Source organism: Nonomuraea sp. LP-02, assembly GCF_036289125.1.
GTDB lineage: Bacteria > Actinomycetota > Actinomycetes > Streptosporangiales > Streptosporangiaceae > Nonomuraea > Nonomuraea bangladeshensis.
The window spans coordinates 6,924,629-6,938,070 of sequence record NZ_JAXCLK010000001.1; the positions used below are offsets into that span (position 1 = coordinate 6,924,629).

Below are 13,442 nucleotides of genomic sequence, written 5' to 3' on the forward strand. Positions count from 1 at the left end.
TCACCTCCACTCGCCGAGCATGGCCTCCAAACGGGCCTCGGCCTCGGCGGGGTCGTAGCCGGGCAGCGCCTCGCGCATGAGGTCGTGGGTCTGGCGCTGGGCGTCGGCGCACGCCTCGCGCACGGCGGCCAGCGTCTCCTCGGCCAGGTCGCGGCTCGGCAGCCGGGTCGCGCGGGGGCCGTAGGAGACCTTGAGCACCCGGCCGTTCGCGTCGACCCGCGCCTCGACCTGCCCCGAGCGCGACCTGCCCGCGCCGACGATCCGTTCCAGGTCCTCCTGGGCGCTCTCCAGCCAGGCCAGCATCCGCTCGCCCGCGCGGCCGGCCTCGTCGAGGTCGCGCTCCTTGATGTCGGCGGGGTCGTACCTGTGCTCGAACACTGTGGCCTCCTCAGAGCAGGTCGCGGGCCACCTGCTCCACCCGCTCCTGGACGAAGGTCTCGTCCAGCGGCTCGGGCAGGGTCGCGGCCCCGGCGACCTTGTCGGCGATCTCCTTGGCCCTGCGCTCGGCGTCGTCCTGGGCCGCGCGCAGCACCGCCGTCACCTCCCGGCTCAGCGCCGCCTCGCCGAGCCGCAGGGCTCGGGGGTCGAGGCGCAGGCCGGTGAGCTCGCCGTGGCCGGTGGCGACGGCCTCCACCAGCCCGTCCTTGCTCTGGGCGCGGCCCTCGACCTGCCCGATCGCGGTACGGGCGGCCTGGAGGTCGCGCATGACCTGCCGGGCCCGTTCGTAGTAGTCGGCCAGGTAGCGGGCGTCGTCCTCGGGCGCGGGAGACGGCATGTGACCTCCTCCGACGTGATGGACAGCGGAACAACGAAGGCACAGTCTAGACGGATGTGATCCGGTCGATGTCCGCCAGATCACAAGATCATGACTGCAAAGTGTCGTCCAAAGTGACAAGAGGGCTTATATCGTCATTCGCCATGACAGATGTTGAGATCGCCTTCGGCGCGGTGGAACGGGAGGCCGCGCGTGTCAGGGCCCACGGCGAGGACTACGGCGCCGTGCTGACCCCGATGCACGCGCGAGGCGACGGCGTGTCGTCCTGGGGGGACGACGGTCTGTTCTCCGTGTTCACCAGCTTCTACGCCGAGTGCCGCGAGACCTCGATGGCCGCGCTGGGCGGCCTGCACGCGATGCTCGTCAGGACCGGCGACGGCCTGCACGACACCGCCAGGAACAGCCGCGACGCCGAGACGGCCAACACCGCGGTCACCGGGGACGTGGAGAGCACATGGGTGTGATCCTGCCGCCGGCGGCGGCCTCGATGATGGCCATGCTCGGCCCCTGGCCCAACATCGACGAGGACGACATGGGGCGGGAGAGCGTGGCCGTGCGCACCGCCCACACCACCGCACTGCCCGCGGCGGCCCAGGTCGACGCGGGCGTGCAGAGCGTGGGGCAGGTCCACAAGGGCGAGTCCGCCACCCACCTGCAGTCCTTCTGGGACCAGAACGGCGGGCAGAACGGCCACCTCGCCCAGGCCGACGCCGCCCTGCGGTCGATGCCCCGGGTGATCGACGGCGGCGCGTCCGTGGTGTCGGCGGTGAAGGTCGCGGCGGGCACGCAGGCCGTGTTCGCCGCCGTGGACGTGGCCAAGCTGCTGGCCTTCGGCGGAGCGGTCGGCGCGACGTACGCGACGGCCCGCGTGCTCGCCGGGCGCAAGGCGGTCGGCGGAATCCTGCGCCAGGGCGCCGAGGGCACCGGCAAGGTCCTCGCCCCGCTGATGCGGCGCAAGGTCACCGAGCCGATGCGCCGCGTTCTCGACACCATGAAGCTCCCGCGCGGGCCAATGGGCTCGCCGGCACTCGCCGGCGGCCCGCGCGGGGTCGTCCCCCTACGTCCCGCCGGCCTGCGCAACCCGTCCGGGCCCCGGTCCGTACGGGACGGCATCGCGCAGATGGGCCGCAGGAACAACCGGGGCAACAGCGGCGGCGGCCGTGGCGGCGGCGGAGGCCGCCAGCGCGGCAGCCGGGACGAGACCGGTAAGTTCCATGGTGCGATCCCGCAGAGCACCAGGGGCATGAGCGACGCGGAGAAGAAGAAGCTGGAGGACGACCTGAAGAAGAGCATCCAGAAGCGGGAGGCCGAGCAGCAGCGCCTGGGCTGGGAAGCCGGTCACGAGGAGCGGCTGAGCCGGGAAAAATCCGCTCTGAGACGGCTCTTCGGAAAGTAGGGATAGCGCATGCAGACACAGACAGGTGACGACCTGATCGCACGCGTCCTCGCCCATGCGAACGACGACGACGTCCTCGGCCCGGCGGCCAACGACCTGCTGGAGGAGGTGTTCGCCGGCTACCCGGTGGACAACCTGCGCCGGCTGCTGCGCAGCGACGAGGAGAAGGTCGTGCGCACGGCCGCCTGGCTGCTGTCGGAGCTGGGCGAGCTCGCCGCGCCGCTGGCCGACGAGCTGCCCGCCCTGCTCGCCAGCCCGCTCCGCCAGGTGCGCTTCTTCGCGGTCGAGGCCGTGCTGAACGCGGGGGACACCGACGGCCCGCTCGCCGCCCGGGCGCTCGCCCTGGTCCGCGACGGCGACGACGCAGTGCGCTGGAAGGTCATCTCCTTCCTGGCCGCGGCCGAGACCGAGCAGCTCGCGGCCGGGGCGGAGGCCCTGGAGGACGCCGAGCTCAAGGAGCTGACCGAGTGGCTGGTACGCCTCGACACCGAGGAGGTCGACCCGCGCGAGGTCGTCGCCCGGCTGGAGGGCGGCGACCGTACGGCCCGGATGTTCGCCGCGGCGGCCGCCGCCCGGCTGTCCGACGAGGAGGACACCAACCTCCTCGCGCACGCGGCCACCGCCGAGGACGAGGAGATCCGCTCGTTCGCCCTGGAGCAGCTCGACGACCTCCAGTGACGGTCAGCCCGTGCCGTAGAGGACCGACAGGAAGCGCACCAGCACGGCCTCGCGGCTGCTCGCGGGCAGGGCGTCCAGCACGGTGTTGACCACGGCCATCTCGGGCTGGCCGGCGCCCGGCCGCAGGTCCGCGCCGACCGAGGCGGCCAGCTCGGCGAAGGAGGCGTCGTCGAGCGCGTCCAGGTCCAGCCCGGCCACCAGCTCGACCAGCCCGTCCGGCAGCTCGACGGGGCCGCGCTCGCGGGCGGCGGCGGCCGACTCGGCGATCACCTTGAGCATGGCGTCCACCCCGGCCAGCGTCACGCCGGTGACGGTGATGTGCAGGTTGGCCGGGATGCCCGCGTACGAGAGCTGCGGTTGCAGGAACCAGCCCCGTGCGCGGGCCTCGTCGGCCAGCACGAACACGTCCACCCCGTCGCCGGCGAAGGCCACGAGCGACGACTCCGGCTCGCCCAGCGGACGCAGCCCGGGGATCTCCGCGATGCCCTCGCGCAGCCGCCTGGCCGCCTCCAGGGTGGCGCGGCCCAGCTCGACGTACCCCTCACGGCCGAGCGCCTGGAGGGTGGCCCACGCGCCGCCGAGCGGCCCGGCCGACCGGGAGCTCTGGACGGTCGCGTTGATGATCGTGTAGCCGGGCCAGGCCGCCGAGGCGAAGTACGCCCTGCGCCGCATCGCCGGATCGGCGAACAGCACCACCGAGGCGCCCTTGGGCGCGTAGCCGAACTTGTGCAGGTCGCAGGAGAGGGACGTGACGCCCGGCACCGACAGGTCGAACGGCGGGATCTCGGCGCCGGCCGCGCGCAGCCACGGCAGCAGCCAGCCGCCGACGCACGCGTCCACGTGGCACGGCACCCCGGCCGCCGCGGCGACGGCGGCCACCTCCTCGACCGGGTCGATGACGCCCTGCGGATAGGACGGCGCGGAGACGACGTCGAGGACCGTGTCCTCGGTCATGGCGGCGGCGACGTCCGCGGGCCGCACCCGGTAGGTCTCCAGGTCCACCGGTACGGCGATCACCTCGACGCCGAGGTAGTGGGCGGCCTTGTGGAAGGCGGGGTGGGCGGTGACGGGCACCACCAGGTTGGGCCGCTCCCGCCCGGCGTGGTCGCGCGCCGCCTTCACCGCCAGCATGATCGACTCGGTGCCGCCGCTGGTGAAGACGCCGTGGCCGCCGCCCAGCTCGTCCGCGACCGCGCCGACGACCTGGCGCTCCATCTCGACGATGCTGGGGAAGGCGGTCGGGTCCAGGCAGTTGACCTCCAGCATCTCGAAGTAGGCCCGCGCCGCCGCGTCGTTGACCTCGGCCCGGCCGGTGTCGTACACGTAGGCGGTCACCTGGCCGCCGCGCACCGGCAGGTCGTCCGCCTTCAGCCGGGCGATCTCGGCCAGCAGGTCGGCGGTGGCGCGTCCGGTCGGGGGGAGGTTCACGCGGGCTCCTTCGCGAGGCGGCCGTACCAGGCCACGAACGGCAGACTGATCAACATGAGCAGGGCGGGCAGCGCGGTGAACCCGAGCAGCAGGCCGGTCAGGGCCCCGGGCTCCTGCGCGACGGGCGATCCGGTGGGCGCCGAGACGAACCCCGAGACCGTCAGCACCAGTGCGAACAGCCCCGGGCCGAGCGCCAGCCCCGCGGTCTCGCCCGCCGTCCACAGCCCGGTGAACGCGCCCGCCTGCGCCTGCCCGGTGCGGGCGGCGTCGGCGTGCACGGTGTCCGGCAGCAGCGACAGCGGCAGCAGTTGCAGGGCCGCGTAGCAGACGCCGGCCAGCGCGGTCAGCGCCAGCGTGGCGGCCAGGCCGCCCCCGGCGACCGCGGGGATCAGCGCGACCGCGACCGCGCAGAACCCGATCGAGGCGGCGAGGTAGCAGCGCACCGCGCCGTGCCGCCGGGCCAGCCACGCCCATCCGGGCACCGCGAGCATGCTGGGCCCGACCAGGCAGACGAACATCACCGACGTCAGGCCGTAGTCGCCCAGCCGGTACGAGGCCACGTACGGCGCCCCGGCCAGCATCACCGCCACCGCCAGCGCCTGCGTCACGAACGCGGCCAGCAGCACGAAGAACGGCCGGTTGCCGCGCGCCAGCCGGAAGGCGGCCACCGGCCCGAGCGGGCGCGGCCCCGGCCGCGACGGCACCCAGCGGGTGCCCAGCGTCGCGGCGACCAGCGCCGCCGCCATGAGCGCGCCGATGACGACGCCCATGACCGCGTACCCGGCCCGGCCGCCTCCCGCCAGGTCCACCACGGCCGGGGCCAGGCCGCCCGCGACGAGGATGCCGACGGTCAGGCACACCACCCGCCAGGACATGATGCGGGTCCGCGCGCTCTGGGTGCCCGCCATCTCGGCGGGCAGGGCCACGTACGGCACCTGGAAGCAGGCGAACGCGGTCGCCGCCAGCAGGAACGCGACCCCTGACCAGAGCGCGCCCGGCACGCCGCCGGGCACGGCGAACATGAGCGCGAACGTCACCGGCAGAGCCGCCGCGCCGATCGCGAGCAGCCGGGTGCGGCGGCCGGTGCGTACGGCCTCGCGGTCGCTGGCCGCGCCGACGAGCGGGTTGAGCAGCACGTCCCAGATCTTGGGCGCGACGAGCACGACGCCCGCCACCGCGGCGGGGACGCCCAGCATGTCGGTCAGGTAGTAGAGCAGCAGCAGGCCGGGGACGGCGGAGAAGACGCCGGTGCCGATCGAGCCGACGCCGTAGCCGAGCAGCCGGCCGCGGCCGAGCGGGCGCTCGACGACGCCTCCGGGAAGGGTCATGGCGCGTCGCCGGGGAGGCCGAGCGTGCGGTGCAGGCTCTGGTGCAGGTGGGCGCGGAAGCGCCGCAGCGCCGCCCGGTCGCCCGCGCCGCGGCGGCGTCCTTCGGCGTCCAGCACGCCGCCCTTGGCGAAGCCGTGGATGGACCAGATCGCGGACCAGATCGTGTATTCGAGGTCCACGCCGGCGTCGATGACCCCCGCCTCGCGGGCCGGGAGCAGCGCCGCGCCGACGTTCTCGATCAGCGGCTGGACGTACTCGCGTTCCAGTTCGGTGATGTCGCTGGCGTCGGAGAGCCAGCGGTGCATCCACAGCGCGGGGATCTCGGGGTGGTCGACGCAGAAGTCGAGGTAGTCGTCCATGAGCCGGTGGATCGCGACGACCGGGTCGGTGCCGCTGAGCCGGGCCAGCGCCTGCTCCAGTGCGGTCCGTTCGGCCAGGTGGGCGCGTTCCATGACCGCGAGGTAGAGCTCGCGCTTGCCGCCGACGTGGTAGTTGACGGTGGCGATGTTGAGTCCGGCGGCCTCGGCGATCTGGCGGGTGGAGGTGCCGTCGTAGCCGAGGGCCGCGAAGAGCTGCGTGGCGACCTTGACGATCAGGGCGACCTGACCGCCGTCCGCTGGTGTCATGCGCCGAACATAGTTCCACCACGCCCCGCCGGTCAATCACTTGATGGAGGCCGGGCTCAGTCCGGCGCCCAGTACTTCGTCATGGCCGCGTCGAGCTGCTTCACCACCGGCTGCCAGCTCTTCGGGAGCGTGTAGCGGCTCGCGCGGTGCCCCTTGTGGACGAGGGTGTACTTGAGGAAGTCCGCGCCCTTCGGGGCCGGCTCCGAACGGCCGACGCGCAGGCCGCCCAGCGCCGTACGGAGCCTGCGCTGCTCCTTGCCCGTGAGGCACTTGTCCACGGTCGGCCCGGTACGGCGGCTCAGCCGGACACAGCCGTCACGGTAGACGATCACATGGTCGTCGAAACCCGCGAACCCACCCTGCCTCCGGTAGTCCACCAGCACCTTCCGCTGGACCGCGGCGGCCACAGGAACGGCCGGTACGGCGACCAGAGCCGGCACCAGCAACGGCGTGAGCGCGATGCGCCAGATCCTCATGCCCCTATGACGTGCCGGCGGGCCGATCGGGTTCACCGCAAGCTCGGTCGTTCACGGCCGAGAAGCTGACAGGTTCCCCTGGGCCTGGATCAGTCCGTTCAACGGAGCGTCCGCAACGCCCAGGGGAACCGCCACGATCTATCGGCAGCGCGCCCCGTTGAGGTGGAACACCTCGGGCGCCGGGTTCGGGCCGGAGGGGTTCGTGCCGTTGAACCCGAACGTCACCCGCTGTCCGGGCTTGATCTGGCTGTTCCAGTCCAGCGCCTTGGCCGTCACCACCGCGCCCGACTGCGACAACGTCGCGCCCCAGGCGTTCCCTGCCTGCTGACCGGCCGGGAACGACCAGCGCAGGGTCCAGCCGTCCACCGCTTGCCTGCCGGTGTTCTCGATCACGACCTGCGTGGTGAACCCGCTCGGCCACGAGCCGTGCGCCGTGTAGGAGACCCGGCAGTCCACGCGCTCGCCCCTGTCGGCCAGGAACGCCGAGACCCAGGCCAGCGGGGAGTTCCAGTTGATGGTCAGCTCGTTCGTCGACCACGACTCGATGTGGTCGATGTAGCAGAACTGCGGCTTGCAGCCCTGGAGCAGGCGCTGGGCGACGGGGTCCTGGATGGCGGAGTTCGGGCCGCCGGCCAGGGTGCCGCGCGGCGGGTTGGGCAGGGCGGGGTCGAGCTGATGGGCGTACCAGCGGCTGTGCTGGTTCTTCGAGGCGACCTCGCCGTAGCCGGTCACGTACGACTGGTTGAGCGCGTTGCGGCCCAGGATGTAGTCCATGCCCTCGCGGACGGCGCCGCGGTACTTCTCCTCGCCGGTCAGGTCATAGGCGGTGGCCACGACGACCAGGTTGTTCAGCACCAGGTTGTTGGAGCCCCAGTCGTAGTCCGGCGGGTTGTAGGGCAGCCCGTACGGGTGCGCCCGCTGGATCGCCAGATACTTCTCGGCCCCCAGGACCACCGACTTCCGCACCCGCGCCCGGTCGGGCAGCGCGTTGGGCACCGTCGCCAGGTCGAGGCGGCCGAGCTGGGCCGTGTTGCCCCAGTCGAAGCCGCGATCGCGCCAGATGTCGCCGGTGTGGTGCGGCGAGGCCAGGACGAAGTCCCTGAACTCCTTCTCGCCGGTCGTGATGTAGAGCTCCGCCGCCGCCCAGTAGAACTCGTCGCTGACGTCGGCGTCGTTGTAGGCGCCGCCGCCGGTGCCGTCGGCCGGGTCGGCGTACCTGGCGGGCTCGGCCTTGGCCGCCGCCCACGCCTTGCGGGCCGCCGTCAGGTTCCGGGCCGCGAAGGCGGCGTCGTACGGCGCGAACAGCCGGGCCGCCTGCGCCGCCGTCGCGGCCAGGTTCAGCGTCGCCGCCGTGGACGGCGGGTGCAGCTCGCGCGGCTGCGGGTCGAGGTGCGGCAGCAGCGGCAGCCCGGTCCAGGCCCGGTCGTGGATCTTGTGGTGGGCCATGCCGGCCAGCGGCTTGCCGTCCGGGACCTGCATGCTCAGCAGGAACTCCTGCTCCCAGCGGGCCTCGTCCAGGATGTCGGGGCGGCCGTTGCCGCTCTCCGGGATCGCGAGCTGGCCGTCCTTGAAGGCCGCCCGGTCGCGCTCGTAGGCGGACATGAGCTGGTGGACGGAGATGCCGCCGTTGACGACGTACTTGCCGTGGTCGCCGGCGTCGTACCAGCCGCCCCTGACGTCGAGCGAGTAGTCGCAGACGCCCGGCTGGCAGGGGACGCTCACGTCGCCCTGGTTGGGCGCGACGCCGAGGTGGCCGGCCGGGCGGGCGTAGCCGGGGCGCAGGCTGCCCAGGATCTCGATGCCGCTGCGCTGGGTGTAGTAGAACTTCAGCGCGTCGGTCGGGAGCTGGTCGTAGAGGTCGGCGGCGATGTCGAACGGGCGGCTCGTCTCGCCGTCGGCGGTGATCGTGTAGCCCTCACCGGCCTTGCGGTAGGAGCCGAAGTCGAGCGTGTGGACGTTCTGGCCGGAGCTGGCGTCCACACCCCTGGGGGTGGTCCTGCCCTTGGCGACGGTCTCGTTGGCGGCGTTCTTGAGCTCCCAGTCCAGCGCGGCCGTGGCGGCGGTGACCACGGTGGCCTTCTTGGGGCCCGAGGGCAGGTAGCCGAGCATGTTCACGCGGACGCGGGGGCCGGTGTCCGGCTCGTAGACCTCGGGTTCCGCGCCGCCCTTGAGCGACACGTCGTCCATGCAGAACCTCCAGGGCTCGGCGCTGCCGCCCAGCTGGAACGCGACCTGCGCGTTCGGCAGCGACACGGGGGCGGTGAAGGTGTAGGAGTAGTCGTTGCCCGAGACGCTCATCTCGGGGGCGGCCGACAGATACTGCGTCCACGGGTCCACGGGGAGCTGGATCAGGGCGCGGCCGACCTTGGCGGGGGTGGCGGTGGCGAAGAACCCGAAGGCGTAGGTCTCGCCCTCGACCAGGGGGAGGTCGTTCTGGCCGATGATGACGTCCCACGGGTTGGCCGTGCCGCCGGGGATGTCGGCGCACAGGCGGCCGTCCTGGACGACGGGTGTCACGTTGCCGGTGCTCCACCAGGGGGCGGTGCCGGAGTCGAAGGTGCCGTTCACGATCTGCTCGGGTCCCTCGTCGGCGGCGCGGGCGGACGTCGCGGGGGACAGGGCGACCATGGTGAGGAGGGCCAGTAAGGCGGCCCGGCATCGGGGCATGGAGGTCCTTTAGGGGGGAGTTGGGAGCGCTCCCAATCCTGATGGGCCGGTGGGGCCGCGTCAACGGGGCCGCACCATCCATGATTCAGAAGAGTGAAACTTTCACGCCCGGACGTCCGGACGGACCAGCTCGGCCACCTCGGTGGCGCGGCGGCGGTCGTAGGCGACGGCCAGCCGGTCCGCCGCCGCCACCGCCCGATCGGCCGCGCGCCTGGCCGCCCGGTCGCGGCCGGCGACGGCGAGCACGAGCGCGTCCGCCCAGCCCACCCGCGCCGCCGCACCAGGATTGCGCGCCAGGTAACCGGCCAGCCGCCGATGCAGCCCACGAGCGACGGCCCGGGCCGCGCGGGCGGTGGCCGGGTCCGCGTGTTCGATGGCCCGGTCCGCACGCGCCTCCATGCCGTCCTCGCGAGCGACGGCCGGGCCCGCGAGGGTGGTCGTCCAGAGCAGTTCGGCGAGGCCGGTCCAGCATTCGAGCATGCCGGGCTGGGCGGCGGGCAGGCGCGCCGCCAGGGCCAGCGCCTCCTCCAGCGTCTCGCGCGCCGGGCGCAGGCCGAGGCGGGCGGCGGCGGTGATCAGGCGCAGGCGCTGCATGGCGCGGGCGGGACCGCTGTCCCGCAGGCCGAACGCCTCCCCATGCGTACGCCGCCGTGCGGCCGAGGCGCGCGCGGCCGTCAGCAGCGCGGCGATCTCCCCGGGCGGCACGCCGCCGAGGCGGAGCAGGGTCTCCGCCCGGCCGGTCAGGCACCAGTGGCGGCCGATGTCGTCCCCGCCGACCCGGCGGACCGCCAGCTCCTCCGTGGCCGCGTACAGCTCGGCCGCCGCGGCGAAGTCGCCCCGCCACAGGGCGGTCTCGGCGAGCAGGCCCGAGCAGTTCTCCGCCGTACGGGGGTCGAGCGTGCGGTCGCGGCCCTCGGTGAAGGAGCGGCGGGCCGCCTCGAAGGCTCCGGCGTGGAGCTGATCGAGGCCCCGGGCCAGGCGGGCACGGCTCGCGGCCTCGGTGGGATGGCGGAGCGCGGACAGGGCGCGATCGGCCAGCGCGCCGTAGCGGTCGGCCAGCCCGCCGAGGCGGGCGATGCGGGCGATGGTGGCGAAGTTCGCGTACGCCTCCGCCCGGAGCGCGGTGTCGGGCGCGCGTACGGCGGCGTTGAGCTGGCGCATGGACGCGACCAGCATGGTGGGCAGGTCCTGCTGGAAGAAGGCGAACCTGGCCAGCAACGTCAGCGCCTGCGCGGCCTCCGCCCCCGCGCCGTCCCGCTCGTCCGTACACCGGGGAGTCTCGCACCCGACGGTCTCGCGCCCGGCGAGGGCGTGGACGGCCTGGCGGAGCGCGGCGGCCCCCAAGGCGGCGGCGACGGGGACAGGGGAGGTCGGCAAGGGCTCGCCCAGGGTGTCGAGCGCCGCCCTGGCCAGCCGGATCGCCTCCCGCTCCCGCGCGAGCTGATGCTCGCTGAGCGCCGCCATCCACAACCAGCGCGCCCGCGAGGACGTCGCCGCTCCCGGCGTCCCGGCCAGCTGGTCGTGGACGACGGCGGCCGACTCCTCGTACAGGCGCAGCCGCAGGCACAACGTCCAGTAGTGGTCCAGGAACCGGGGGCCGCGCGACGCCTGCCAGGCCAGGCGCAGGTTGTCCAGCTCGGGGGCGAGCGCGCGGACCCCCTCCGGGTCCGCGCCGTCCCGGAGGGCCGTGGCGTGGCGGTCGAGCAGGCGGGCGAAGTGCCCGGCATGGCGTTCCCGCGCCTCCCGGCGGCGTTCGGGGGAGAGCCGCGCGCCGGCGAGCTGCTGGATGAGGGGGTGGACGGCGTACCGGCCTGTGGGGGTGAGCTGGATCATGCTGTGGTCGATCAGGCGCACCAGCACCTCGGGTGTGGTGCTCGCCACCTCCAGCGCCGCGTCCAGCGTGCACCCGCCGCCGAACACCGACAGCGCCGCCAGCGCCTCCCGCCCCGCCTCGTCCAGCAGCGCCCACGAGGTGTCGAACACGGCCCGCATCCCGGCGTGGCGGAGCCGTACGGCGGGCCCGGCGGCGGCGAGCAGGCCGGGGTCCGCGCCGAGGCGCCGGGCGAGGTCCGCGCACGGCACGGCCCGCAGCAGGCCGGCGGCCAGCTCGATGGCCAGCGGCAGGCCGCCGGTCGCGGCGCAGATGGCGGCCACGTGCGCGGCCTCGGCGACGGCGTCGAATCCCGGCTGCGCCCGCAGCGCGCGCGCCGCGAACAGCTCCTCGGCGGCGTGGGCGGGCAGCTCCCCGACGGGGACCGCGCACTGTCCGGGGACGGCGAGGCGGCGCCTGGTGGTGGCCAGCACCCGTACCCCGGGGGCGTGCCGCAGGACGCGGGCGATGAACGCGTCGAAGGCAGGAAGGTGTTCGAGGTTGTCCAGCACGAGCAGGGCCCGGCGGCCGGCCAGGGCGGCGAGCACCAGCTCGGCGGCGGGCCGGGGCGCCGAGAGGTCCACGCCGAGCCGCCGGGCCAGCGTCGTCACGGCCGCCTCCCCCCGGACCCCCACGAAGGAGACGAACACCACCTCCTCCGGCGGGGTGGGCACGGCGAGGGCGAGGCGGGTCTTGCCGATGCCGCCCGGCCCGAGGAGGGTGACCAGGCGTTCGCGGGAGAGCAGCGCCCGCACCCGCCTGACGTCGGCCTCGCGCCCGATCAGCTCGGTGCCGGGGACGGGCGGCCCGCCGCCGCGCGGTCGCGGGGGCGGGGCGGCGAGCCGGCGGCGCAGGGCGATCGTCTCGGGGGCGGGCTCGACGCCCAGCTCCTCCCGCAGCCGCCGGCGCAGCCCTTCGTAGCAGGCCAGCGCCGCCGCCCGGTTGCCGTCGCCGGCCAGGCGGGCGATGAGCAGCCGGTGCGCCTCCTCGTCGTACGGGTCCAGCTCGGCGACCAGCCGCGCCAGCCGGGTCACCTGCTCGGACGCGTGGTCCCCGGCCCGGAGCAGCGCCTCGCGCAGCAGCAGCCGCACCCGCCGCCGCTCGGCCTCCAGCCAGCAGGAGAAGGCGGGCGCGTCGCAGAAGGAGACGCCGTCCAGGAACTCGCCGCGCCACAGCCGCAGCGCGCCCTCCACGGTCGGCTCTCTGCTGAGCTGCCGGTGGTCGACGAAGCAGGCGTCCTCGGCCAGGAAACGCACCTGGTCGCGGTGGATGTCGAGCCAGCCGCCCACCTCGCGGCGCAGCTCGGAGAGCGCCAGCCGCAGGCTGCCCCTGGCGTTGGCGTCGGGCCGCTCGCCCCAGAGCAGCCCGGCCAGCTCGGCGCGCGGACGGGGACCGGGCACGGCGGCGAGGTAGCAGAGCAGGGCCCGGCTCTTGGCGGAGCGGATGCCGACGGGTGTCCCTCCGACGGCCAGCTCGGGGGTGCCGAGCAGCAGCAGGGTCAGCGACTTCCCCATGGCCGCACGGTAAGGCGCGGCGGGCTGTCCGAGCTGTGCTGAAAGTCGCAGAAAATCGGTGTTCTGGGTTACTGACCTGGGCGCTCACGGTCGGCTCACGATCGCCTCCCCACTCTGGTGCCATCAACCCGGAGAGACGAAGGAGAAGGCAGCATGCGCTCTCACAAACTGATCGCCGCGCTCGCCCTGGCCGGCGGCATGGCCGCGCCCGTGCTGGTGGCCACGGGCCCGGCCCACGCGGCGGGGTCGTGCAGCGTGACGCTGTATGACATCGACGCCTACAACGTGGCAGAACGGGACGGCCAGGACGAGCTCCGCTTCCGCGTCGACGGCAACATGTTCCCGCGCTTCGGCGACAAGTACTTCGCCATGCGCAGCGGCGGTGACGGCGACCCCGCCGACTTCGGCAACCCGACCACGCTGCTCTCCAGCAGCGGGACCGTCAGCTTCGACCTGCGCGAGGTCACCCCGCCGGCCGTCGGGGAGGGCGACAGCCTCGGCTCGGCGGTCGCCCACGGCAGCAGGTGCGCGCCCCTCGCCACGGACGAGACCTACATCGAGACGACGTTCATCACGGGGGAGGACCCGACCGAGTACTCCTACAGGGTCAGGCTCAAGCTGACCGGCCTGTAGCCGGCCCCCCGCGCGACGAAGGCCCCGCCCCGATCCCCCGGCGGGGCCTTC

Annotated in this window: 12 protein-coding genes; 4 read left to right on the forward strand and 8 right to left on the reverse strand. The window is 74.0% G+C overall.

Annotated features, from left to right (window positions below; translation table 11 throughout):
- Together SMD20_RS32605 and SMD20_RS32610 are read right to left on the reverse strand one after the other, a co-directional pair.
- Nucleotides 1-378, reverse strand: coding sequence for a YbaB/EbfC family nucleoid-associated protein (locus SMD20_RS32605; protein ID WP_329588675.1), 378 nt, complete (start codon nt 376-378; stop codon nt 1-3).
- 10 nt (nt 379-388) lie between these two features.
- On the reverse strand, nt 389-775 hold the full coding sequence (locus SMD20_RS32610; RefSeq protein WP_329588677.1) for a YbaB/EbfC family nucleoid-associated protein: 387 nt from the start codon (nt 773-775) through the stop codon (nt 389-391).
- Nucleotides 776-918: 143 nt separating this feature from the next.
- Between SMD20_RS32610 and SMD20_RS32615 the strand changes: the two genes are divergently transcribed.
- Genes SMD20_RS32615 through SMD20_RS32625 form a run of 3 tightly spaced genes read left to right on the forward strand, consistent with a single transcriptional unit; the run spans nt 919 to nt 2,849 of the window.
- On the forward strand, nt 919-1,239 hold the full coding sequence (locus SMD20_RS32615) for a hypothetical protein (RefSeq protein WP_329588679.1): 321 nt from the start codon (nt 919-921) through the stop codon (nt 1,237-1,239).
- Nucleotides 1,230-2,171 (forward strand): hypothetical protein, encoded by a 942-nt coding sequence (locus tag SMD20_RS32620; protein WP_329588680.1) that lies wholly within the window; start codon nt 1,230-1,232, stop codon nt 2,169-2,171. Before SMD20_RS32615 ends, SMD20_RS32620 begins: the two co-directional genes overlap by 10 nt.
- Before the next feature lie 9 nt (nt 2,172-2,180).
- Nucleotides 2,181-2,849: a hypothetical protein gene (locus tag SMD20_RS32625; RefSeq protein ID WP_329588682.1), complete on the forward strand. Its 669-nt coding sequence runs from the start codon at nt 2,181-2,183 to the stop codon at nt 2,847-2,849.
- Between the two features lie 3 nt (nt 2,850-2,852).
- Here the strand turns inward: SMD20_RS32625 and SMD20_RS32630 are convergent, their stop codons facing one another.
- The 6 genes from SMD20_RS32630 to SMD20_RS32655 all read right to left on the reverse strand — a co-directional run bounded on the left by SMD20_RS32630 (nt 2,853) and on the right by SMD20_RS32655 (nt 12,758).
- Nucleotides 2,853-4,277 (reverse strand): pyridoxal phosphate-dependent decarboxylase family protein, encoded by a 1,425-nt coding sequence (locus SMD20_RS32630; RefSeq protein ID WP_329588684.1) that lies wholly within the window; start codon nt 4,275-4,277, stop codon nt 2,853-2,855.
- Nucleotides 4,274-5,605, reverse strand: a complete 1,332-nt coding sequence (locus tag SMD20_RS32635; RefSeq protein WP_329588686.1) for an MFS transporter — start codon at nt 5,603-5,605, stop codon at nt 4,274-4,276. Before SMD20_RS32635 ends, SMD20_RS32630 begins: the two co-directional genes overlap by 4 nt.
- Nucleotides 5,602-6,231 (reverse strand): TetR/AcrR family transcriptional regulator, encoded by a 630-nt coding sequence (locus tag SMD20_RS32640; protein ID WP_329588688.1) that lies wholly within the window; start codon nt 6,229-6,231, stop codon nt 5,602-5,604. Before SMD20_RS32640 ends, SMD20_RS32635 begins: the two co-directional genes overlap by 4 nt.
- Nucleotides 6,232-6,287: 56 nt before the next feature.
- Nucleotides 6,288-6,707 carry a hypothetical protein gene (locus SMD20_RS32645; RefSeq protein ID WP_329588689.1) on the reverse strand — a complete coding sequence of 140 codons (420 nt, stop codon included), beginning with the start codon at nt 6,705-6,707 and terminating at the stop codon, nt 6,288-6,290.
- A 138-nt stretch (nt 6,708-6,845) separates the two neighbouring features.
- Nucleotides 6,846-9,374 carry a glycoside hydrolase family 9 protein gene (locus tag SMD20_RS32650; RefSeq protein ID WP_329588691.1) on the reverse strand — a complete coding sequence of 843 codons (2,529 nt, stop codon included), beginning with the start codon at nt 9,372-9,374 and terminating at the stop codon, nt 6,846-6,848.
- Nucleotides 9,375-9,476: 102 nt separating this feature from the next.
- On the reverse strand, nt 9,477-12,758 hold the full coding sequence (locus SMD20_RS32655) for an ATP-binding protein (RefSeq protein ID WP_329588693.1): 3,282 nt from the start codon (nt 12,756-12,758) through the stop codon (nt 9,477-9,479).
- A 153-nt stretch (nt 12,759-12,911) separates the two neighbouring features.
- Between SMD20_RS32655 and SMD20_RS32660 the strand changes: the two genes are divergently transcribed.
- A complete protein-coding gene (locus tag SMD20_RS32660; RefSeq protein WP_329588694.1) occupies nt 12,912-13,391 on the forward strand; it encodes a hypothetical protein in 480 nt (159 codons plus the stop codon).
- The last annotated feature ends 51 nt before the right edge of the window (nt 13,392-13,442 follow it).